The 21045-nt window shown below is 49.6% G+C and carries 20 protein-coding genes; 18 read left to right on the top strand and 2 right to left on the bottom strand.

Going from position 1 to position 21045, the window contains the following annotated elements; translation table 11 throughout:
- Positions 1–72 precede the first annotated feature (72 nt).
- From ytaF to prpB, 10 genes are all read left to right on the top strand, one after another.
- Complete coding sequence (gene ytaF, locus BGM27_RS07380; protein ID WP_007408366.1) at positions 73–696, top strand: sporulation membrane protein YtaF; 624 nt, start codon at positions 73–75, stop codon at positions 694–696.
- Between the two features lie 308 nt (positions 697–1004).
- Entirely contained in the window at positions 1005–1322 is a 318-nt protein-coding gene (locus tag BGM27_RS07385; protein WP_014721488.1) for a hypothetical protein, read from the top strand.
- Between the two features lie 18 nt (positions 1323–1340).
- On the top strand, positions 1341–1967 hold the full coding sequence (locus BGM27_RS07390) for an N-acetylmuramoyl-L-alanine amidase family protein (protein ID WP_007408369.1): 627 nt from the start codon (positions 1341–1343) through the stop codon (positions 1965–1967).
- 87 nt (positions 1968–2054) lie between these two features.
- Positions 2055–2792 carry a glycerophosphodiester phosphodiesterase gene (locus BGM27_RS07395; protein WP_007408370.1) on the top strand — a complete coding sequence of 246 codons (738 nt, stop codon included), beginning with the start codon at positions 2055–2057 and terminating at the stop codon, positions 2790–2792.
- 140 nt (positions 2793–2932) lie between these two features.
- A complete protein-coding gene (locus tag BGM27_RS07400) occupies positions 2933–4114 on the top strand; it encodes an acetyl-CoA C-acetyltransferase (protein WP_007408371.1) in 1182 nt (393 codons plus the stop codon).
- Positions 4115–4133: 19 nt separating this feature from the next.
- A complete protein-coding gene (locus BGM27_RS07405; protein WP_007408372.1) occupies positions 4134–4985 on the top strand; it encodes a 3-hydroxybutyryl-CoA dehydrogenase in 852 nt (283 codons plus the stop codon).
- 29 nt (positions 4986–5014) lie between these two features.
- Entirely contained in the window at positions 5015–6148 is a 1134-nt protein-coding gene (locus BGM27_RS07410; protein ID WP_007408374.1) for an acyl-CoA dehydrogenase, read from the top strand.
- 23 nt (positions 6149–6171) lie between these two features.
- The gene (gene mmgD, locus BGM27_RS07415; protein WP_007408375.1) at positions 6172–7269 is read left to right on the top strand and encodes a citrate synthase; all 1098 of its coding nucleotides are present in this window, start codon (positions 6172–6174) and stop codon (positions 7267–7269) included.
- Positions 7270–7294: 25 nt separating this feature from the next.
- The gene (locus BGM27_RS07420; protein WP_023842869.1) at positions 7295–8722 is read left to right on the top strand and encodes a bifunctional 2-methylcitrate dehydratase/aconitate hydratase; all 1428 of its coding nucleotides are present in this window, start codon (positions 7295–7297) and stop codon (positions 8720–8722) included.
- Between the two features lie 18 nt (positions 8723–8740).
- Positions 8741–9646 (top strand): methylisocitrate lyase, encoded by a 906-nt coding sequence (prpB, locus tag BGM27_RS07425; RefSeq protein WP_007408377.1) that lies wholly within the window; start codon positions 8741–8743, stop codon positions 9644–9646.
- 28 nt (positions 9647–9674) lie between these two features.
- On the opposite strand, the gene BGM27_RS07430 is transcribed toward prpB, so the two are convergent.
- Positions 9675–9917 carry a DUF2627 domain-containing protein gene (locus tag BGM27_RS07430; protein WP_007408378.1) on the bottom strand — a complete coding sequence of 81 codons (243 nt, stop codon included), beginning with the start codon at positions 9915–9917 and terminating at the stop codon, positions 9675–9677.
- Between the two features lie 153 nt (positions 9918–10070).
- On the opposite strand from BGM27_RS07430, the gene BGM27_RS07435 reads away from it, so the two are divergent.
- The 8 genes from BGM27_RS07435 (at position 10071) to BGM27_RS07470 (ending at position 20103) form a co-directional block, all read left to right on the top strand.
- Complete coding sequence (locus BGM27_RS07435) at positions 10071–12140, top strand: sigma-54 interaction domain-containing protein (protein ID WP_007408379.1); 2070 nt, start codon at positions 10071–10073, stop codon at positions 12138–12140.
- A 122-nt stretch (positions 12141–12262) separates the two neighbouring features.
- A complete protein-coding gene (gene yqiS / locus BGM27_RS07440) occupies positions 12263–13156 on the top strand; it encodes a phosphate butyryltransferase (protein ID WP_007408380.1) in 894 nt (297 codons plus the stop codon).
- A gap of 13 nt (positions 13157–13169) precedes the next feature.
- On the top strand, positions 13170–14264 hold the full coding sequence (bcd, locus tag BGM27_RS07445; protein ID WP_003153209.1) for a branched-chain amino acid dehydrogenase: 1095 nt from the start codon (positions 13170–13172) through the stop codon (positions 14262–14264).
- A 17-nt stretch (positions 14265–14281) separates the two neighbouring features.
- Positions 14282–15397 carry a butyrate kinase gene (gene buk / locus BGM27_RS07450; protein WP_094032254.1) on the top strand — a complete coding sequence of 372 codons (1116 nt, stop codon included), beginning with the start codon at positions 14282–14284 and terminating at the stop codon, positions 15395–15397.
- Positions 15387–16808 (top strand): dihydrolipoyl dehydrogenase, encoded by a 1422-nt coding sequence (gene lpdA, locus BGM27_RS07455; RefSeq protein ID WP_007408382.1) that lies wholly within the window; start codon positions 15387–15389, stop codon positions 16806–16808. Before buk ends, lpdA begins: the two co-directional genes overlap by 11 nt.
- Before the next feature lie 22 nt (positions 16809–16830).
- Positions 16831–17823: a thiamine pyrophosphate-dependent dehydrogenase E1 component subunit alpha gene (locus tag BGM27_RS07460; RefSeq protein WP_007408383.1), complete on the top strand. Its 993-nt coding sequence runs from the start codon at positions 16831–16833 to the stop codon at positions 17821–17823.
- 12 nt (positions 17824–17835) lie between these two features.
- The gene (gene bfmBAB, locus BGM27_RS07465) at positions 17836–18819 is read left to right on the top strand and encodes a 3-methyl-2-oxobutanoate dehydrogenase subunit beta (protein ID WP_003153216.1); all 984 of its coding nucleotides are present in this window, start codon (positions 17836–17838) and stop codon (positions 18817–18819) included.
- A gap of 21 nt (positions 18820–18840) precedes the next feature.
- Entirely contained in the window at positions 18841–20103 is a 1263-nt protein-coding gene (locus BGM27_RS07470) for a dihydrolipoamide acetyltransferase family protein (RefSeq protein WP_007408384.1), read from the top strand.
- 44 nt (positions 20104–20147) lie between these two features.
- On the opposite strand, the gene BGM27_RS07475 is transcribed toward BGM27_RS07470, so the two are convergent.
- Complete coding sequence (locus tag BGM27_RS07475) at positions 20148–21044, bottom strand: YegS/Rv2252/BmrU family lipid kinase (protein WP_007408385.1); 897 nt, start codon at positions 21042–21044, stop codon at positions 20148–20150.
- Between the last annotated feature and the right edge of the window lies 1 nt (position 21045).

The following is a 21045-nucleotide window of genomic DNA, read 5'->3' on the forward strand; positions in this document are numbered from 1 at the left end:
TGCTGAATAGGATAGTGTAGATTCAACGGCACAACATGTTGAAAAGACATCAAAGAATGGAGAGAAACAAACATGGCTTGGTTATTGATTTTAGGTTTGGCAGTGTCCTCGAGCATTGATAATTTAGGAGTGGGGATGTCATACGGCATCAGAAAAATCAAAATATCGCATGCGTCAAATATGATGATCGCTTTTATCTGTTTTGTATTCAGTTATATCGGAATTTATTTCGGCAAATGGATTTCAGCCGTTTTACCGGGCTTTCTTCCTGTATTGCTGGCGGCGTTTATTTTATCTGTCATCGGTATCCGCATCATTCTGCTGGCTGTGCCGAGAAAAACAGCGCGTGTTGGCGCGTCAGGAAAAAAAGGCCGTTTTGCCGGTCTGCTGCAAAATCCGGAGGCAGCGGATGCTGACGGTTCGGGAGAAATCGGTATATTGGAATCCATGGTTCTCGGGGTGGCCGTATCCGCAAATGCGCTGACCAACGGATTAAGCGCGGGGTTGATCGGGCTTTCTCCCGCTGCCATTTCCATCACTGCGGCGGTCGGAAGCTTTTTGACCATATGGATCGGCTGCTCGCTTGGAAAAAAAGCCGCGTCATTGCGCATCGGTTCTTTTCACGTCGGACAGTTCAGCACGGTGCTGAGCGGAGTGATTATTCTCATCATTGCCGCCAATACGCTGCTCTTTTAAGTTGTCCCGTTCATTTTATGAAAAGCTCAAAATAAATATGAATGTTTCTATTCGGGAGAGCGCATGACGCGGCTCTCTTTTTTTGCCGATCTGATATTTTTTCAAAATGAACAGAAAGTCGTCCGTTTCCGTTAAATTCTGCATATTCGGCCTTCAGACAGAACCTTTTTCATAGACTGATCAGCTTGTTTTCTTTCTAAGTTCAGGTAAACAGCAGGTCAGATAGCCTTCATTCCAAATATGGAAAAGCGCTGGAGGAATGGAGGCTCCCTTTACAAATCGGCTATTCTGTTCAAAGATAAAGCCGAATGAGAAAACGTGAGGTGATCTGTGTGAAGTCTGTCATACTTCTGATCTTCACCGCATGGCTGTTATCAGGCTGCGAGTATACTGCGGAGGCTGATGCGGCGCCGTCATTTACACAGGAAGGAACATTTATAAAAGCGGCCGGAAACGATACGATCGCGGTCGAAATTGACGGAGAAAGGCAAGAGGTGAAGGTGCCTTTCGCTAAGCGGTTTGAATGTCAGTCTCTGCCTGAACATACGGCGGTGCAAATCACCTATAAAAAAGAGAGCAACGGACAATTACGGCTTGAGGAACTGAAAAAAGAAACAGATATGTGAAAACGGGGAGGAAAAAACGTGGGTTTACTGACAAAAAGCGCTGCTGCCTTCGGTGCCGCTCTTCTTCTGCTTGCGCCGTCTGCTTATGCAGCTGAACCTTTGCAAGGGAAAACCATTTATATCGATGCCGGACATGGCGGAGAAGACAGCGGGGCCGGCGGAAATGGACTGCTTGAGAAAAACATCAATTTAGCGGTGTCAAACAAGGTGATCGCCAAATTGGAGACAGAAGGCGCAAAACCTGTTGCTTCAAGGACTGACGATACTTTTTTACGTTTGGACGAGCGGGTGGCGAAAGCAAGCGCCAGCCAATCCGATTTATTCGTCAGCCTCCATACGAATTCAGCCGTCTCAACGGCATCGGGCACGGAAACGTATTTTAATTCGACATATGAAGGAGCAGACAGCGAAAGGCTTGCTTCCGACATCCAGCAGCAGCTTGTCACGTCTTTAGGGATGAAGGACAGAGGCGTAAAAGAAGCTCCTTTTTATGTCATTACATATTCAAAGATGCCGAGTGTGCTGGCTGAATTAGGTTTTATCACAAATCCTCAAGATGCGGACAAGCTGAAAAGCGATAACGGACAAGAGCACGCCGCGGACGCCGTTGTAAAGGGAATCGAAACCTATTACAGCGGACAGTAATTATAAAATATGTGTAAATAGCGCCCTCCTTATGTGCATAACGATTATAATAGAGAAAACCGATGACAAACACCTGAGGTGACACATATGACGAATATTTTTGCCCACCGGGGGGCGTCGGGCGACTGCCCTGAAAATACGATGCCCGCATTCAAAAAAGCGATTGAGGACGGGGCTGACGGAATCGAACTTGATGTACAGATGACAAAAGACGGCCGGATCGTGGTCATTCACGATGAAACCCTCGACCGCACGACGTCTTTGAAAGGATTTGTGAAAGATACGGCGTATGACAAAATCAGAACCGCCGATGCCGCCGGAAAATGGAAAGATGCTTTTAAAGGTGTCAGAATTCCGCTTTTGTCAGATGTGCTGCGTTTTGCGGAACGTGGTGATTTTCTGATAAACATTGAGCTGAAAAACAGTGTATTCCGTTACGAAGGAATGGAAGAAGAAGTGATTAAAAAAGTCAGATATTACGGACTGGAAAAGCGCGTTATTTTTTCTTCATTTAATCATGAGAGTCTTGCGGTTTGCCACGCCTTGGCGCCTGAAATTGAACGGGCGGTGCTGACAATGGATGTGCTGTACCGGCCTGAACGGTATCTTGCCGCCATTCCCGCTTCGGGTTATCATCCGAAGCTCGGTACGCCGGCGGTGAGCGCTGAAGTGATCAAACATCTTGCAAAACACCAAGCGGCGCTCCGTCCGTTCACCGTCAATCGTCCTGAGGATATGAAGCAGCTGATGAAAGCGGGAGCAGACGCAATTTTTACCGATTATCCAAAGCTGGCTGTTTCTATAAAAGAAGAATGCCGCAGCTGAGAAGACTGTTCAGACAGTCTTCTTTTTTTATGGGCGGGAAAAAGGCGGTGCACTCATAACTCGGTCAGCCGGTTCATATATTGTAACAGGGCGTTTTGTGTAAGCGTTATCTTTTATCTTATTGAAAGTGAGGCAAAATTGTGGGAAAAACGGTTATCGTCAGTGCGGCAAGAACGCCGTTCGGAAAATTTGGCGGCGCATTAAAAGAGGTAAAGGCAGCCGAGCTTGGCGGCATTGCCATAAAAGAAGCAATCAAGCGCGCCGCTATCAGTGAAAGCGAAGCGGAAGGAGCGGTGATGGGAATGGTCGTCCAGGCGGGTGCCGGGCAGATTCCGGCACGGCAGGCTGCAAGATATGCCGGGCTTCCGTGGTCCGTTCCGGCTGAAACCATTAATAAGGTCTGTGCATCAGGGCTCAGGGCCGTTACCATCTGTGATCAAATGATCCGGGCGAAAGATGCGGACGTGCTGATTGCAGGCGGAATGGAAAGCATGAGCAACATTCCGTACGCCATTCCGGCCGGCCGCTGGGGTGTGAGGATGGGGGACGGGGTGTTTCAGGATTTAATGGTTCATGACGGGCTGACCTGTGCGTTCGACCAGGTGCATATGGCTGTCCACGGAAGCACTGCGGCCAAAAAGTACGGCATTTCCCGGGATGAACAGGATCATTACGCTCTTTTGAGCCAGAAACGCGCGGCTGAGGCGGCCGAGGCGGGCAAATTGCGTGAAGAAATTGTCCCCGTCACCTGGACCGGCAAAAAGGGCAAACAGCATACCGTTGAAGCGGATGAGGGGCTGCGCCCTGATACGAGCCTTGAGCAGCTTGCAGCGCTCAAGCCAATTTTTACAGCCGACGGAACGGTTACAGCCGGAAACGCTCCCGGTGTAAATGACGGGGCCGGAGCATTTGTGCTGATGTCAGAGGAAAAAGCCGCGAAGCAGCATGTCAGGCCGCTCGCAGCGATACTTGGCTTTGCGTCAGTCGGACTGGAAGCGTGCGAGCTGGCAAGCGCGCCGGGAGAGGCCATCAGCCGGCTCTTGACAAAAACCGGACTGTCCGTTGACGATATTGATTTGTTTGAAGTAAATGAAGCATTTGCGTCCGTCGTGCTCGTGAGTGAAAAAATAGCCGGGTTCAGCCGGGAAAAAGTGAATGTAAACGGAGGGGCAATCGCGTTCGGCCACCCGATCGGCGCAAGCGGAGCGAGAATCATCATGAGTTTAATATACGAATTAAAGCGTCGCGGAGGGGGTTTAGGCGTAGCTGCTATATGCAGCGGAGCGGCTCAAGGAGATGCCGTCCTGCTTGAGGTGTACTGATCAAAGGAGGGAGCGCCGGATGAAGATGAAAACAATCATGGTCGCAGGTGCCGGTCAGATGGGAGCAGGCATCGCGCAGACGGCTGCAGAAGCAGGGTTTGCCGTCAAGTTATACGATTGGGAGCCGGAAACGGTAACAAAAGGTCTTCACCGCATAAAGACAAACCTGGAGAAAGAGCAGGCAAAAGGACGGAAGTCACGGCAGGAGACAGATGCCGTTTTCAGCCGTATTTCCCCGGCAGAACTCACAGAAGCGGAAGATGCTGATTTTGTAATTGAAGCCATTGCCGAAAACAAAAAAGCAAAAGCAGAATTGTTTGACACACTAGATAAAATCTGTCCCCCTCATGCCGTATTGGCAAGCAATACGTCTTCTCTTCCCATTACGGAGCTTGCCGCGGCCACAAAAAGGCCTGAAAAAGTAATCGGCATGCATTTTATGAATCCGGTTCCTGTCATGGAGCTTGTCGAAGTCATCAGAGGACTCGCCACATCGGAAGAAACGGCGGAAACAGTAAAGAAGCTTGCCGTCCGGATGAATAAAACCCCTGTCGAAGTCAATGACTTCCCGGGCTTTATATCTAATCGCATATTAATGCCGATGATTAACGAAGCCGTTTATTGCCTTTACGAAGGAGCAGCTTCAAAGGAAGCGATTGATGAGGTGATGAAGCTCGGCATGCGGCATCCGATGGGTCCTTTAACATTAGCTGACTTCATCGGGCTGGATACGTGCCTTTCCATTATGGAGGTTCTCTATGCGGGACTCGGAGATTCGAAATACCGCCCATGCCCTCTGCTCAGAAAATATGTCAGCGCCGGCTGGCTCGGCAAAAAAAGCGGGCGCGGTTTTTATGAGTACGGCAGATGACGTAAAGATCATGAGGGGAGACGGCAGCCATGCATTTTACAGAAGAGCACATCATGATGAGAAAAATGGTGCGTGATTTTGCCCGCAAGGAAATCGCGCCGATGGTTGAGCTCATGGAATCAACAGATGAATTTCCGGAGCGGCTGATTAAAAAAATGGGCGAAGCGGGATTGATGGGCATTCCCGTCCCGGAAGCTTACGGCGGGGCGGGTGCTGATACAACATCTTACATTTTAGCGATTCATGAAATATCAAAAGTCAGCGCGGCCGTCGGCGTCATTTTATCCGTCCACACATCGGTAGGGACAATCCCGATTTTGCATTTTGGGACAGAAGTCCAAAAACAAACGTATATTCCGAAGCTGGCAGCGGGCGAATATATTGGGGCTTTTGCGCTTACTGAGCCTCAATCCGGATCTGATGCGGGCAGCCTGAAAACAACGGCCGTGCGAAAAGGCGGTTCATATATTCTGAACGGTTCAAAAATCTTTATTACAAACGGCGGAGCGGCAGATCTGTATCTGACATTCGCCATAACCGATCCGGGTAAAGGGAGAAAGGGAATTTCAGCGTTTATCGTTGAAAAAAACACACCCGGTTTTTCTGTCGGAAAAAAAGAAAAAAAGCTCGGACTATTAGGTTCCAATACTGTCGAATTGCAGTTTGACCAAGCGGAAATTCCGGTTGAAAACCGGCTCGGCGAAGAGGGTGAAGGCTTTTCAATCGCCATGAAAAACCTTGACGTCGGACGGATCGGCATAGCGGCCCAGGCGCTCGGGATTATCGAAGCGGCGCTCGGCTGCTCGGTGGAGTACGCCAAAACCCGCAGCCAGTTCGGCAGACCCATTGCTTCGAATCAGGCCGTTTCATTTAAATTATCTGACATGGCGACGAATGCGGAAGCTGCCAAATTATTGGTCTATCATGCTGCTGATCTGTATCAGCGAGGGCTTCCGTGCGGAAAAGAAGCATCTATGGCGAAGCAATTCGCGTCCGATGCGGCGATGAAAGCGGCGGTGGAGGCTGTGCAGATTCACGGCGGCTACGGCTATATGAAAGAGTATCCCGCGGAGCGTTTATTTCGGGATGCGAAAGTCACGCAAATCTATGAAGGAACCAATGAGATTCAAAGGCTGATTATTTCTAAGTATCTTCTTCAATAAAAAGTGCGCAAAGGAGCGAAACCATGGAATCTTATTCTCCCGGTTTAGATGGCGTCATAGCGGTGGAAACGGGGATTTCTTTCCTGGATACACAGCAGGGCAGTATTTTAATCAAAGGCCACGATCTGATTGAGCTTTCTAAAACGGCCGGCTATATGGACATTGTTCATCTCTTATTGGAAGACAGACTTCCTGATGCGAAAGAGAAGGCGGCGCTTGAAGAAGACGTTCGGCGCGGCGGGCACCTTCCCGAGGAAATCTTGCACATATGCCGTCTGCTGCCCGAACATACTCACCCGATGGACGGACTGAGGACGGGTTTGTCCGCGCTTGGAGGCTTTGACAAGGACATCGATGACCGCTCATCTTCCGTAAATCAGCACCGCGTACGCGGACTGATAGGCAAAATGCCGAATCTGACGGTCAACAGCTATCGAGTCATCAACGGGCTGGAGCCTTTGGCGCCGGTCGGAACCTTATCATACAGCGCAAACTTTTTATATATGATTACCGGAAAAACACCGTCATCTTTGGAAGAAGAAATCTTCGACAGGTCGCTTCTTTTATACAGTGAGCATGAATTGCCGAACTCAACGTTTACGGCCCGTGTCATCGCTTCGACGCAATCGGATATTTACGGCGCGCTGACCGGAGCCGTCGCCTCGCTTAAGGGAAATCTTCACGGCGGAGCGAACGAAGCGGTTATGTACATGCTTGAGGAAGCGAAGGATACAGACGGGTTTACACAATTATTAACTCAAAAACTCGCAAACAAAGAAAAAATTATGGGCTTCGGCCACCGTGTCTACATGAAAAAAATGGACCCGAGGGCGCTCATGATGAAAGAAGCGTTAAAAAAGCTGTCTGATCTTTCAGGTGATTTCCGTCTTTATCATATGTGTGAAGCCGGCGAAACCGTCATGCGGGAGAAAAAAGGCCTTTATCCGAACTTAGATTACTACGCAGCGCCGGTCTATTACATGCTCGGCATCCCGATACCGCTGTATACGCCTATATTCTTCAGCGCACGGACGGTCGGATTGTGCGCCCACGTCATTGAACAGCACAGCCGAAACCGGCTTTTCCGCCCGCGTGTCCGTTATACCGGAGCGCGCCTGTAAACAGATGAGAAAGGAAGATGAAAACATGACAGAACCCCGCCGAATGGACGCTGTAATCGAAGAGATTTCTGACTACGTGCTCCATCAGGAGATTGACAGTTCAGAAGCTTTTACTACGGCAGGACATGTGCTTCTTGATACGATAGGCTGCGGAATTTTGGCGCTCAGCTATCCCGAATGTACAAAGCTGCTCGGCCCGATTGTCCCGGGAACCTCCGTGCCCAACGGCAGCAGAGTCCCGGGCACGCCTTTTGTTTTAGACCCGGTCACGGCTGCTTTTAATATCGGCTGTATCAACAGGTGGCTCGATTATAATGATACGTGGCTTGCGGCGGAATGGGGTCATCCGTCTGACAATCTCGGAGGCATATTGGCTTGTGCGGATTATATATCCAGAGTGCGGATTTCAGAAGGGAAAGAACCGCTTACCGTGCGCGATGTGCTTTGCGCAATGATCAAAGCGCACGAAATTCAAGGAATTCTCGCTTTGGAAAACAGCTTAAACAGAGTGGGGCTTGACCATGTGCTGTTTGTGAAAGTGGCGACTGCGGCTGTTTGCGCACAAATGCTGGGCGGCTCAAGAGAGGAAATCAATAACGCCGTATCTCACGCTTGGATTGATAATTCAAGCCTCAGAACGTATCGGCATGCGCCGAACACCGGATCACGCAAATCATGGGCGGCCGGCGACGCGACGAGCAGAGGCGTATATTTGGCCCTTATGGCGCAAAAAGGTGAAATGGGGTACCCGACGGCTCTGACCGCATCTGGGTGGGGATTTCAAGACGTATTGTTTAACCGGCAGGAGATGAAGCTTGCCCGCCCGCTTGGGTCCTATGTGATGGAGAATGTTTTGTTTAAAGTATCCTACCCGGCTGAATTCCACGCCCAGACAGCGGCGGAATGCGCGGTCCGGCTTCATCCGGAGGTGAAAGACCGCATCGAAGACATTGATAGGATCACGATTATGACCCATGAGTCGGCAATCCGGATTATCGATAAAAAAGGGCCGCTTCACAATCCGGCTGACCGGGATCACTGCCTCCAGTATATTACGGCAATCGGGCTGCTTTTCGGAGATATCACGGCGGATCATTATGAAGAGGAAACGGCGTCTGACCCGCGAATTGATACATTGCGGAGCAAAATGGAGGTGACGGAACACAAAGCGTACTCAAAAGATTACTTAGACCCGAATAAGCGATCCATATCAAATGCCGTACAGGTGCATTTTACAGACGGCACGGCTACGGGACGGATTGAATGTGAATACCCGCTCGGGCACCGGTTCCGCAGAAAAGAAGCCGTTCCGAAGATTCTTGCCAAGTTTTCAGCAAACATCAGCACTCATTTTTCATTGAAGCAGCAGCGTAAAATCGAAGAGGCCTGCGAACACTGCGGCCGAATGCAGAAGCTCAGCGTCAGTGAATTTATGGACTTATTTCTCGTATAAAATAGGAGGGTGACAAACATGACGTGGATCGTCAGCAAGCAGTCGTCTCAAGAGGAGCTTGCAGAGCGGTTCCGTACGCTGATGGCAGCGCCGGATCTATTGCAGATCCCCGGCGCTCACGATGCGATGGCCGCTCTTATCGCCAAGAAAACGGGGTTTTCGGCTCTTTATTTATCAGGCGCGGCTTACACGGCGAGCAGAGGGCTGCCCGATTTAGGGATCATCACGTCGGCGGAAATGGCTGAACGGGTTAAAGATTTGGTCCGCTCGTCTGATCTGCCCGTCCTTGTCGATATTGACACGGGTTTCGGAGGAGTGCTGAATGCCGCCCGGACGGCGAAAGAAATGTATGAAGCGCGCGCGGCCGCCGTCCAGATGGAGGATCAGCGCCTGCCGAAAAAATGCGGACATCTGAATGGGAAGCAGCTCGTGCCGATTGAAGAAATGGCGCAAAAAATCCAAGCGGTCAAGCGGGCCGCGCCGACTCTTCTTGTTGTTGCGAGAACAGACGCCAGGCAGCAGGAAGGATTGGAGGGGGCATTAAAAAGGGCGTCCGCTTATATAAAAGCGGGTGCTGACGCTGTTTTTCCGGAAGCGCTCCAATCCGAAAGTGAATTCAGAGCGTTTTCCAAACAAATCAGTGTGCCGATTCTCGCAAACATGACTGAATTCGGAAAAACGCCGTATTACAGTGCTGATGAATTTTCCGATATGGGCTGTCAGATGGCCATTTACCCGGTCACGTCACTCAGAACGGCGGCCAAGGCTTTTGAGCGCATTTTCCGCCTTCTGAAAGAAGAAGGCTCGCAAAAAGAGGGGCTTTCTGATATGCAGACGAGAAAAGAACTATATGAAACGATCGCTTACGATGACTATGAAGAACTGGATCAATCCATTGCCAAAACAATACTGCCGGACGACTGAAAAAGCCCTTTTTTTGCAAGGGCTTTTTTTACAGCTTTTTTTTCCTGAACCGCGGGCTGACTTGATTGCGTTTCCGATCTCTGTACAGAATAAATCCGGCCAGAACATAAAGGCCGAACAAAAAAAACGCCAATCCGGCCGCCCCCTGAAGAAAAAGGGACGGAAACGGGGAAAACGCATGCCCGAATAATGCATCTCTCATCAGCTTAATGCCGAGCGCCGCGACAGCGCCGGGGAGGACCAGAATTAAAAGCGCAACAAGCCGGCTCATATTCAGAAAACCCCTTTACGATATGTTTTCCTTTATTGTCCAATCGAAAAAATATTTTGTCAAGAGATCAAAACGTGGTAACATAGGGGTTGTGCAAATTATTGCAACGGGAAATACAGGTGTGCAAATTTTTTCATATAAAGGGGTATCGGGATGCAGAAGGTGCTGATTATAGGTGCTGGTAAAGGAGGCACGGCGCTCCTACAGATTTTGATGAAAACAAAGCTGATCCGGATTATTGCGGTGGTTGATCAAGATCCGGAGGCGCAAGGGCTGCAAGAAGCCCGGAGATATGGAATTGCAACCTCATCAGATTGGAAACCCTACATAACTGAAGATATAGATATTATCATCCATACAACAGGCGATAAAGCGGTCATGGATGAGCTGCTCCATGAGAAAAAAGAACAAACCATCGTCATGCCGGGAAAATTGGCGTACATGGTGTTTCAGCTGATGGAGGAAAAACAGCAGCTTATCCAAATGCTGAAGTCGCAGACGTATAAGCATGACCGGATTTTTAATTCAACGCACGACGGCATGATTTTTATAGACGTCAACGAAACGATCATTTTATTTAATCAGATGGCAGAAAAAATGGTCGGCCAAAAACGGGAGGATGTCATCGGCCGCCAAATTAAAGATGTAGTGCCGAACACAAAGCTGCCGCGGATTCTGGAAACGAGAGAGCCGGAATATAACCAGAAGCAGCTTCTCGGAAAGCACCTGCAGATTGTCACGACAAGACTGCCGATCATTGATGAAGGCGGAAAACTTCTCGGCGCGTTATGCGTGTTTAAAGATATCACCGACGCAGTTGAACTGGCGGAAGAGGTCACGAACTTAAAACAAATCCGCACCATGCTTGAAGCGATTATACAATCGTCAGATGAGGCCATTTCTGTCGTTGATGAAAACGGCATCGGAATGTTAATCAACAAAGCGTATACAAAAATGACCGGGCTGTCAGAAAGCGAAGTCATCGGAAAACCCGCTTCCACCGATATCTCAGAAGGGGAGAGCATGCACCTGAAAGTATTGGGGACAAGGCGGCCCGTGCGGGGTGTGAGAATGAAGGTCGGCCCCAATAAAAAGGATGTTATCGTAAATGTTGCCCCCGTTATTGTGGACGGTATTTTAAAAGGCAGCGTCGGCGTCATCCACGACGTGTCAGAAATTAAAACGCTGACTGCTGAGCTGAATCGGGCGCGCCAGATCATCCGCACGCTTGAAGCGAAATACACGTTTGACGACATTATCGGCACGAGTGAACAAATGCTGGTCGCCCTTGAACAGGCGAAGCTCGGGGCGAAAACGCCGGCGACGATTCTGCTGCGGGGAGAATCCGGCACAGGAAAAGAACTTTTCGCCCACGCCATCCATAATGAAAGCGACCGAAAATACAATAAGTTCATCCGGGTCAATTGTGCGGCCCTGTCTGAATCACTGCTAGAATCCGAGCTTTTCGGCTATGAGGAAGGCGCGTTTACGGGCGCGAGGCGCGGGGGCAAAAAAGGACTTTTTGAGGAAGCGAATAACGGCAGCATTTTCTTAGATGAAATCGGAGAGCTGACCCAAAGCACCCAGGCAAAGCTGCTCAGAGTTCTGCAGGAAAAAGAAATTATCAGAGTCGGCGGCGCTAAAGCGATTTCTGTCAATGTCAGAATTATCGCAGCGACAAACGTCAACATCGAAAAGGCCATGGCGGAAGGCGCGTTCCGTGAAGACCTGTATTACCGGATTAACCGCTATCCGATCTCAATCCCGCCGCTTCGGCAGCGCAAAGAAGATATTGAAGCGCTGAGCATTCGGCTCATTGAAAAAATCAATCAGGATTACGGCCGCAATGTAAAGGGGCTCACGCCGAACGCGCTGCGAGCTTTATCAGCCTACAGCTGGCCGGGAAACGTCCGGGAGCTTGAAAATGTTCTCGGACGGGCAATGATATTTTTAGAGCCGCACATGGAACGGATCGAACAGCAGCATCTGCCTGTTTTTGAATCAGAGCTGAATGAAAAAAACGGCACCCAAAGTGATTTTCCGGATGTGGAAGGGGAAAAGCTGTCTCAGGCTGTTGAAAAATTTGAAGCGCACGTCATTCAAAAAACGCTTGAAAAGCATAAATTCAACCGAACCAAAACGGCAAAAGCGCTTGGTGTCAGTATTCGGAATCTGTACTACAAAATGGATAAGTACGGCCTTGCAAATGACGGCATGCAATAAATTGCAGAGAAAGCGCAAACAGCTGCATGTTTTCTTGAAGAAAGCCGGAATAAACCCTCCCGCATATTTGGCACGGAACTTGCATTGTTAAAAGCGGATTCGCACAAGGAAGGTGGTACAAAATGAAGCTGAGAGACCTAGTTGAAAAAGCCGCGGCAAAAAACGCAAAAACCATTGCAGTGGCCCACGCAGCAGATAAAGAAGTGATCCAGGCCGTCAAAATGGCGGCAGAACACTTGTCGGCACGATTTTTACTGACGGGTGACAGCGGAAAGCTGAAAGAGCTTCTCGCAAATGAGCCGAAGTTCAATGCTGAAATCATCCACGCCGATTCATCCGAAGAATCTGCGGCAAAAGCAGTGCGCGCAGTGCGTGAACAAGAGGCGGACGTTTTAATGAAAGGGAATCTCCCGAGCTCTACTCTTCTGAAATCGGTTTTAAACCGCCATGAAGGGCTTCGTTCAAAAAGGGTGTTATCACATGTAGCTGTTTTTGAGGTGCCGGACTATGACCGGCTGATGTATGTGACTGATTCAGCGCTGAACATTGCCCCGTCTCTTGAAGAGCTCGGGCATATTCTGCAAAATGCGGTTCATGTCGCACATTCAGTAGGGAATCCTATGCCGAAAGCCGCAGTCCTTGCCGCTATTGAAACGGTTAATCCGAAAATGGAGGCGACGCTGAACGCGGCTGCGATCGTCCAGATGTGCAATAGAGGACAGATTACCGGCTGCATTGCGGACGGACCGCTTGCTTTGGATAATGCCGTATCCCAAGCGGCTGCGCTGCAAAAAGGGATTTCCGGAAGCGTAGCGGGCCAGGCGGATATTCTCTTGGTTCCTTCAATCGAGGCCGGAAATATGCTTTATAAGTCAATGATTTATTTTGCGAAAGCAAGTGTTGCTGCCGTCATCGCCGGTGCAAAAGCGCCGATCGCATTAACGAGCAGAGCGGATACCGCAGAAAATAAACTGTATTCAATTGCGCTTGCGATTTGCGCATCACAAGAACAGTAGGAGGAACGAACCAATGGAAATTTTTAAATATATGGAGACTTATGATTACGAACAATTGGTATTCTGCCAAGATGAACAATCCGGATTAAAAGCGATCATCGCGATTCATGATACGACGCTCGGCCCCGCACTCGGCGGAACAAGAATGTGGACATATGACAGTGAAGAAGCGGCGATTGAAGATGCACTAAGACTTGCAAAAGGCATGACTTATAAAAATGCGGCTGCCGGTTTAAACTTAGGCGGCGGGAAAACCGTTATTATCGGAGACCCGCGCAAAGATAAAAATGAAGAAATGTTCCGCGCGTTCGGCCGGTACATCCAAGGCTTAAACGGAAGGTATATTACGGCGGAAGACGTCGGCACGACCGTTGAAGATATGGACATCATTCATGATGAAACAGACTATGTAACCGGAATTTCTCCGGCATTCGGTTCATCAGGAAATCCGTCTCCCGTTACGGCGTACGGCGTCTACAAAGGGATGAAAGCCGCAGCGAAAGCGGCGTTTGGCACTGATTCACTGGAAGGTAAAACAATTGCCGTGCAAGGCGTGGGAAATGTGGCTTACAATCTATGCCGCCACCTTCACGAAGAAGGCGCTTCTTTAATCGTAACGGATATCAATAAAGAATCTGTTAAACGTGCCGTTGAGGATTTCGGCGCCCGCGCAGTTGATCCCGGCGACATTTACTCACAGGCGTGCGATATTTATGCCCCATGTGCTCTCGGCGCCGTCATTAACGATGACACGATTAAACAGCTGAAGGCGAAAGTCATTGCGGGAGCGGCCAATAACCAGCTGAAAGAAACACGTCACGGCGATACCATTCATGAAATGGGAATCGTGTACGCTCCGGATTATGTCATCAATGCAGGCGGCGTCATCAATGTGGCCGATGAGCTTTACGGCTACAATGCTGAGCGGGCTTTGAAAAAAGTTGAAGGCATCTATGCAAACATTGAGCGGGTGCTCGATATTTCCGCGCGTGACGGCATTCCGACATACTTAGCGGCCGACCGTCTGGCTGAGGAACGAATTGAGCGCATGCGCCGTTCAAGAAGCCAGTTTCTGCAAAACGGCCAAAGTATATTAAGCAGACGATAGGAATTTGATCTGGAGGTATGAAAATGTTCGAAAAGGAAAAACGCATTCTCATTCTGAATCCAGGCTCAACATCAACGAAAATCGGTGTCTTTCACAATGAACGCTGTATCTTTGAAAAGACGCTGCGGCATCCCGAAGAAGAGCTGAAAACATTTAACAGCATCATCGACCAATACGAATTTCGAAAAATAAGCATTCTTGAGTCTTTGCACGAACAGGGCATCAACATTTCAAAGTTCGATGCCGTTTGTGCCAGGGGCGGCCTGCTCAGACCGATTGAGGGCGGCACATATGAAGTGAATGACGCCATGATCACTGATTTGAAAAACGGCTACAACGGCCAGCATGCTTCTAATCTGGGCGGAATTATTGCCAGGGAAATAGCTGACGGATTAAATATCCCCGCGTATATCGTCGATCCGGTCGTGGTGGATGAGATGACTCCGCTCGCTAAAGTATCAGGAATGCCTGAGATCAAGCGGAAAAGCATTTTCCATGCTTTGAACCAAAAAGCTGTTGCCCGTCAGGCGGCGGCGTCCCTCGGCAAACGGTATGAACAGATGAAGATGATCGTCACTCATATGGGCGGCGGCACCACAGTCGGTGTCCATGATTGCGGACGGGTGACGGATGTCAACAACGGGCTTCACGGAGAAGGACCCTTCAGCCCGGAGCGCGCGGGAACTGTTCCGGCGGGTGATTTGGTAGAAATGTGTTTTTCCGGCAAGTATTCAAAAGCCGATATGATGAAAAAACTTGTCGGCACGGGCGGACTCTCCGGCTACCTGGGGACAACGGACGCGGTGAAGGTGGAAAAACGCATTCAGGCCGGAGATGAGCATGCGCGTCTCATTTATGACGCCATGGCTTATCAAGTAGCAAAAGAAATCGGGGCGGCAAGCGCCGTTTTAAAAGGAAAAGTAGACATTATCGTCCTGACGGGCGGATTGGCGTACGGGAAAAGTTTTGTATCTGCCATCAGATCGTACATAGATTGGATTTCGGATGTACTGGTGTACCCGGGAGAAAATGAACTGCAATCTCTCGCGCAAGGCGCGCTTCGGGTTTTAGCCGGTGAGGAGCAGTCAAAGCAATATCAGATCGGCGAAGGAGTGAAAACAAATGGCGACTGAGTATGATGTGGTCATTCTGGGCGGCGGCACGGGCGGTTATGTAGCCGCCATCAGAGCGGCCCAGCTCGGCTTAAAAACGGCCGTTGTAGAAAAAGAAAAGCTCGGCGGAACATGCCTGCATAAAGGATGTATCCCGAGTAAAGCGCTGTTAAGAAGCGCGGAAGTGTACCGAACCGCAAAGGAAGCGGCAGCATTCGGCATTGAAACGGAAGGTGTCTCCCTCAGCTTTGACAGCGTGCAAAAACGAAAGCAGGGAATCGTTGACCGGCTGGCCGGCGGTGTCGCCCACTTGATGAAAAAGGGGAAGATTGATGTATTCAACGGGTACGGACGTATGCTCGGCCCTTCCATCTTCTCACCTCTTCCCGGTACGGTTTCCGTCGAATACGCAAATGGTGAAGAAAACGACATGCTGATACCGAAACAATTGATTATCGCAACCGGTTCAAGGCCGAAAATGCTGCCGGGTTTAGAAGCAGACGGTACATATATTCTGACATCAGATGTAGCGTTAGAGCTTGAACGTCTGCCCCAATCCATGATGATCGTCGGCGGCGGTGTCATCGGAATTGAATGGGCATCCATGCTGAACGATTTCGGCGTCAATATCACTGTGATTGAATATGCGGACCGCATTTTGCCGACGGAAGACCGTGATATTTCAAGCGAGATGGAAAAACTGTTAACGAAAAAAGGAATTAAGATCGTGACGGGTGCGAAAGTGCTTCCGGATACATTGGAAAAAGCGGACGGCGTTTCAATTGCCGCTGAAAAGAATGGAAAAAAAGAAACGTATCATGCGGAACAAATGCTTGTTTCCATCGGCCGCCAGCCGAACATTGAAGGGATCGGGCTTGAAAACACGGATATTGAAGCGGAAAACGGTTCTATCATCGTGAACGAAGCCGGGCAGACGAAGGAATCGCACATTTATGCGATCGGTGATGTTGTCGGCGGGCTGCAGCTTGCGCATGTGGCCTCCCGTGAGGGCATCATTGCCGTTGAGCATATGGCGGGCCTTAATCCGGCTCCGCTTGATGCCGCTCTTGTGCCGAAATGTATTTATTCAAATCCGGAAGCGGCGAGCGTCGGTCTGACAGAAGAGGAAGCTCTTCGAAAAGGGCATGAACTGAAGATCGGGAAGTTTCCGTTCATGGCGATCGGAAAGGCTCTTGTATACGGAGAAAGCGACGGCTTTGTCAAAATCGTCGCCGATCGGAATACAGATGATATTCTCGGTGTTCATATGATCGGCCCGCACGTCACCGATATGATCTCTGAAGCGGGGCTTGCCAAGGTGCTCGACGCGACGCCTTGGGAAATCGGCCAGTCCATACATCCGCATCCGTCGCTTTCAGAGGCGATTGGAGAAGCTGCGTTAGCCGCAGACGGAAACGCGATTCATTTTTAAAAGGAAAGAAGGAGGGGTTTGAATGACTACAAACCGCCATCAAGCATTAGGGCTCTCTGACGAAGAAGCCGTTGAAATGTATAGAACCATGCTATTAGCCAGAAAAATCGACGAAAGAATGTGGCTCTTAAACCGCTCGGGCAAAATTCCGTTCGTTGTTTCATGTCAAGGACAGGAAGCGGCGCAAGTAGGCGCGGCCTATGCCTTAAACCGTGATACCGACTATGTGCTTCCGTACTACAGAGATATAGGGGTTGTGCTTGCATTCGGTATGACTGCAAAGGATTTGATGATGTCGGGTTTTGCGAAAGCAGCTGACCCGAACTCAGGCGGAAGGCAGATGCCGGGCCACTTCGGGCAAAAGGAAAACAGAATCGTAACGGGCTCATCCCCTGTTACGACGCAGGTGCCTCACGCAGTCGGAATCGCGCTTGCGGGACGCATGGATAAAAAGGATATCGTCTCTTTCGTTACCTTTGGAGAAGGATCTTCCAACCAGGGGGATTTTCACGAAGGGGCAAACTTTGCCGCCGTGTATAAACTGCCGGTCATTTTCATGTGTGAAAACAATAAGTATGCCATTTCTGTCCCGTATGACAGACAGGTGGCGTGCGAGAAAATATCCGACCGGGCGGCAGGCTACGGCATGCCGGGAGTCACTGTTGACGGAAACGACCTGCTGGAAGTTTACCGGGCCGTAAAAGAAGCGCGCGAACGGGCGTCTAAAGGCGAAGGCCCTACATTAATAGAAACGGTTTCCTACCGTTTGACGCCGCATTCCAGTGATGACGACGACAGCAGCTACAGAGAACGCGAAGAAGTAGAAGAAGCAAAGAAACAAGATCCGCTTCTTTTATACAAAGCATACTTGCAAGAAGCCGGGCTTCTAGGTGAAGAAGAAGAAAAGACCATGCTGGATGACATCATGGCTATCGTAAACGAAGCGACAGACGAAGCGGAGAAAGCGCCATACGCATCTCCTGAATCAACGCTTGATCACGTTTATGCGAAGTAGGGAGGAATACTTATGTCTGTAATGTCTTATATTGACAGTATTAATGCAGCAATGAAAGAAGAAATGGAAAGAGATCCGCGCGTGTTTGTTCTCGGGGAAGACGTCGGGAGAAAAGGCGGCGTGTTTAAAGCCACGGCGGGTCTCTATGAACAGTTTGGAGAAGAGCGGGTGATGGATACGCCGCTTGCTGAATCAGCGATTGCCGGTGTCGGCATCGGCGCCGCGATGTACGGCATGCGCCCGATTGCCGAGATGCAGTTTGCCGATTTCATTCTGCCTGCGGTCAACCAAATCATTTCAGAAGCGGCAAAAATACGCTACCGTTCAAACAATGATTGGAGCTGTCCGATGGTCATCAGAGCGCCTTACGGCGGCGGTGTACACGGCGCGTTGTATCATTCCCAATCTGTAGAGGCCATTTTTGCCAACCAGCCGGGCCTTAAAATTGTCATGCCTTCAACTCCTTATGACGCAAAAGGGCTGTTGAAAGCTGCAGTCCGTGACGAAGATCCGGTGCTGTTTTTCGAACATAAGAGAGCGTACCGTCTGATTAAAGGCGAAGTCCCTGCGGATGATTACGTCCTTCCGATCGGAAAGGCGGATGTAAAACGCGAAGGCAGCGACATTACTGTTATTACGTACGGATTATGCGTCCATTTTGCTCTGCAGGCTGCCGAGCGCCTTGAAAAAGACGGAATTTCCGCACACGTATTAGATTTGCGTACGGTTTATCCGTTAGATAAAGAAGCCATCATTGAAGCAGCGTCTAAAACAGGAAAAGTATTGCTGATCACAGAAGATACGAAAGAAGGCGGTATTATGAGCGAGGTCGCCGCCATTATTTCTGAAAACTGCTTATTTGATTTAGACGCGCCGATCAAGCGGCTTGCAGGTCCTGACGTTCCGGCAATGCCTTATGCGCCGACAATGGAAAAATACTTCATGATGAATCCTGACAAAGCAGAAGCCGCGATGAGAGAATTAGCGGAGTTTTAAAGACGTAAGGAGGTTTTTGACATGGCGATTGAACAAATGGCTATGCCTCAGCTCGGAGAGAGCGTGACGGAAGGGACGATCAGCAAATGGCTGGTATCCCCCGGTGATCAAGTGAATAAATATGACCCCATCGCGGAGGTCATGACAGATAAAGTGAATGCGGAGGTGCCGTCTTCTTTTACCGGTACGATTAGAGAACTTGTAGGAGAAGAAGGCCAGACTCTTGCAGTCGGCGAGATCATCTGCAAAATTGAAACAGAAGAAACGGAAACCGAAGAGGCGCCGAAGCGGGAAGAAGAGCAGAATAGCCCTTCAGACACTGATGCAAACCGTCAAGGTAAAGATCAGTCAAATAAAGCGCGTTATTCGCCGGCCGTGCTCAGATTAGCGGGAGAACACGGCATTCAGCTTGAAAAAGTTGAAGGAACGGGTGCAGGCGGAAGAATTACGCGAAAAGATATTCAAAAGATCATTGATTCGGGAATGAAGCAGAAGTCGGAAGCACCGGCGCCGGCTGCCGTTCAAACAACGCAACAAGCGCCGAAACAACAGCAAAAACAAGCGCCGGCACCCGCTCTGTCAGCCGGTGATATTGAAATTCCGGTTACAGGCGTCAGAAAAGCCATCGCCGCCAATATGCATAAAAGCAAAACAGAAATTCCGCATGCCTGGACGATGATGGAAGTCGACGTCACGAACATGACGGCGTACAGAAACAGCATTAAAGACTCATTTAAACAGAAAGAAGGCTTTAATTTAACATTTTTCGCTTTCTTTGTAAAAGCGGCGGCGCAGGCTCTCAAGGAGTTCCCGCAGATGAACAGCATGTGGGCGGGAGACAAAATCGTCCAAAAGAAAGACATCAACATCTCCATTGCCGTTGCCACGGAAGATTCGCTGTTTGTTCCGGTTATTAAGCATGCTGATGAAAAAACGATTAAAGGCATAGCCAGAGAAATAACAGACCTTGCGAAAAAAGTGAGAAACGGAAAACTTACTGCGGAAGATATGCAGGGCGGCACATTTACCGTCAATAACACGGGATCTTTCGGCTCAGTTCAATCTATGGGCATTATCAACCATCCGCAGGCGGCGATTCTTCAGGTAGAATCTATCGTCAAACGTCCGGTTGTCATGAATAACGGGATGATCGCCGTTCGTGATATGGTTAATCTTTGCCTGTCTTTAGATCACAGAGTGCTCGACGGGCTCGTGTGCGGCCGATTCCTCGGACGCGTCAAAGAGATCTTAGAAAACATTGATGAACATACTTCCGTCTATTAAAAAAAACTCCTTTTGCCCGGGCGGCAAAAGGAGTTTTTTTATTTTCATTGTGAATCCTCGGGAACAATCATAGTGAGATGATGTTTTTTCACTTCGATCGTACAAGGTGTTGTTCCGTATACCTCGCCATCTGTATCCGCGTCCATCTCACGTCCGGTTTCGATTTCAATCCTGGAGGCCTGAATATAGGACAGCTCCCCTTTGAAATCATCAAACGAACCCTGCTCCATCGTCATCAGCTCCCGCAACGCGGCAAGGCTTGTGTTGCGGCAGATTAACACATCGGCTAAGCCGTCCTGGAGGCTGGCATCAGGCAGGGGAACTCTGTTTGTCCCGATATAATGCCCGTTCATGACAAGCACCATTACGGCTTCGTCTTCTTTCACCTCGCCGTCAATCGTCAATTTGACAGGAAACGGGTTCGCGCTTGTCATCGTCCGCAAGGCGCTCGTGAAGTAGCTGATTTTACCAACCCATGCTTTTTCAGTTTCATTAATATGGCTTGATGCTTCGGTGATCAGTCCGATGCCCCAGAAGTTCAGAAAATAGCCGTCATCCGTTTTACAGACGTCAATCATCCGTTTATGTCCGGCCGCGAGCACTTCAGCGGCCTTTTGAAGGTTTTGCGGGATGCCGAGCGCCCGGGAGAAATCGTTGCACGTTCCTCCCGGCAAAATGCCGACAGCGGGTCTGTGATCAAGCTTGCTGATGCTGTTGATGCATTGATGCACAGTGCCGTCTCCGCCTAAAATATATAAATGGTCAACTGAACTGTCGAGATTTTCACAATACTGACGGGCATCATCCTGATGTTTGGTCGGTTTAATCAAAAGTTCATCAGCTGACTGGGCCAAAATGGGGACGACCGTGCCGAGCGTTTTATCAATCTGTTTTTGACCGGCGTTTCCGTTATAAATTAAAACTGCTTTCCGTTGGCTCATA

This window comes from Bacillus sp. FJAT-27001 (assembly GCF_019039175.1).
GTDB lineage: Bacteria > Bacillota > Bacilli > Bacillales > Bacillaceae > Bacillus > Bacillus velezensis.

Bases quoted from the DNA above. Each gene is read 5' to 3' on its own strand.
- BGM27_RS07430 (WP_007408378.1), bottom strand. From the start codon at position 9,917: ATGAGCCGGCTTGTTGCGCTTTTAATTCTGGTCCTCCCCGGCGCTGTC.
- buk (WP_094032254.1), top strand. From the start codon at position 14,282: ATGAAAATGTTCGAAAAGGAAAAACGCATTCTCATTCTGAATCCAGGC.
- BGM27_RS07475 (WP_007408385.1), bottom strand. From the start codon at position 21,044: ATGAGCCAACGGAAAGCAGTTTTAATTTATAACGGAAACGCCGGTCAA.
- BGM27_RS07385 (WP_014721488.1), top strand. From the start codon at position 1,005: ATGAGAAAACGTGAGGTGATCTGTGTGAAGTCTGTCATACTTCTGATC.
- BGM27_RS07435 (WP_007408379.1), top strand. From the start codon at position 10,071: ATGCAGAAGGTGCTGATTATAGGTGCTGGTAAAGGAGGCACGGCGCTC.
- lpdA (WP_007408382.1), top strand. From the start codon at position 15,387: ATGGCGACTGAGTATGATGTGGTCATTCTGGGCGGCGGCACGGGCGGT.
- BGM27_RS07405 (WP_007408372.1), top strand. From the start codon at position 4,134: ATGAAGATGAAAACAATCATGGTCGCAGGTGCCGGTCAGATGGGAGCA.
- ytaF (WP_007408366.1), top strand. From the start codon at position 73: ATGGCTTGGTTATTGATTTTAGGTTTGGCAGTGTCCTCGAGCATTGAT.
- BGM27_RS07470 (WP_007408384.1), top strand. From the start codon at position 18,841: ATGGCGATTGAACAAATGGCTATGCCTCAGCTCGGAGAGAGCGTGACG.
- prpB (WP_007408377.1), top strand. From the start codon at position 8,741: ATGACGTGGATCGTCAGCAAGCAGTCGTCTCAAGAGGAGCTTGCAGAG.
- yqiS (WP_007408380.1), top strand. From the start codon at position 12,263: ATGAAGCTGAGAGACCTAGTTGAAAAAGCCGCGGCAAAAAACGCAAAA.
- BGM27_RS07410 (WP_007408374.1), top strand. From the start codon at position 5,015: ATGCATTTTACAGAAGAGCACATCATGATGAGAAAAATGGTGCGTGAT.
- BGM27_RS07420 (WP_023842869.1), top strand. From the start codon at position 7,295: ATGACAGAACCCCGCCGAATGGACGCTGTAATCGAAGAGATTTCTGAC.
- bcd (WP_003153209.1), top strand. From the start codon at position 13,170: ATGGAAATTTTTAAATATATGGAGACTTATGATTACGAACAATTGGTA.
- BGM27_RS07460 (WP_007408383.1), top strand. From the start codon at position 16,831: ATGACTACAAACCGCCATCAAGCATTAGGGCTCTCTGACGAAGAAGCC.
- mmgD (WP_007408375.1), top strand. From the start codon at position 6,172: ATGGAATCTTATTCTCCCGGTTTAGATGGCGTCATAGCGGTGGAAACG.
- bfmBAB (WP_003153216.1), top strand. From the start codon at position 17,836: ATGTCTGTAATGTCTTATATTGACAGTATTAATGCAGCAATGAAAGAA.
- BGM27_RS07395 (WP_007408370.1), top strand. From the start codon at position 2,055: ATGACGAATATTTTTGCCCACCGGGGGGCGTCGGGCGACTGCCCTGAA.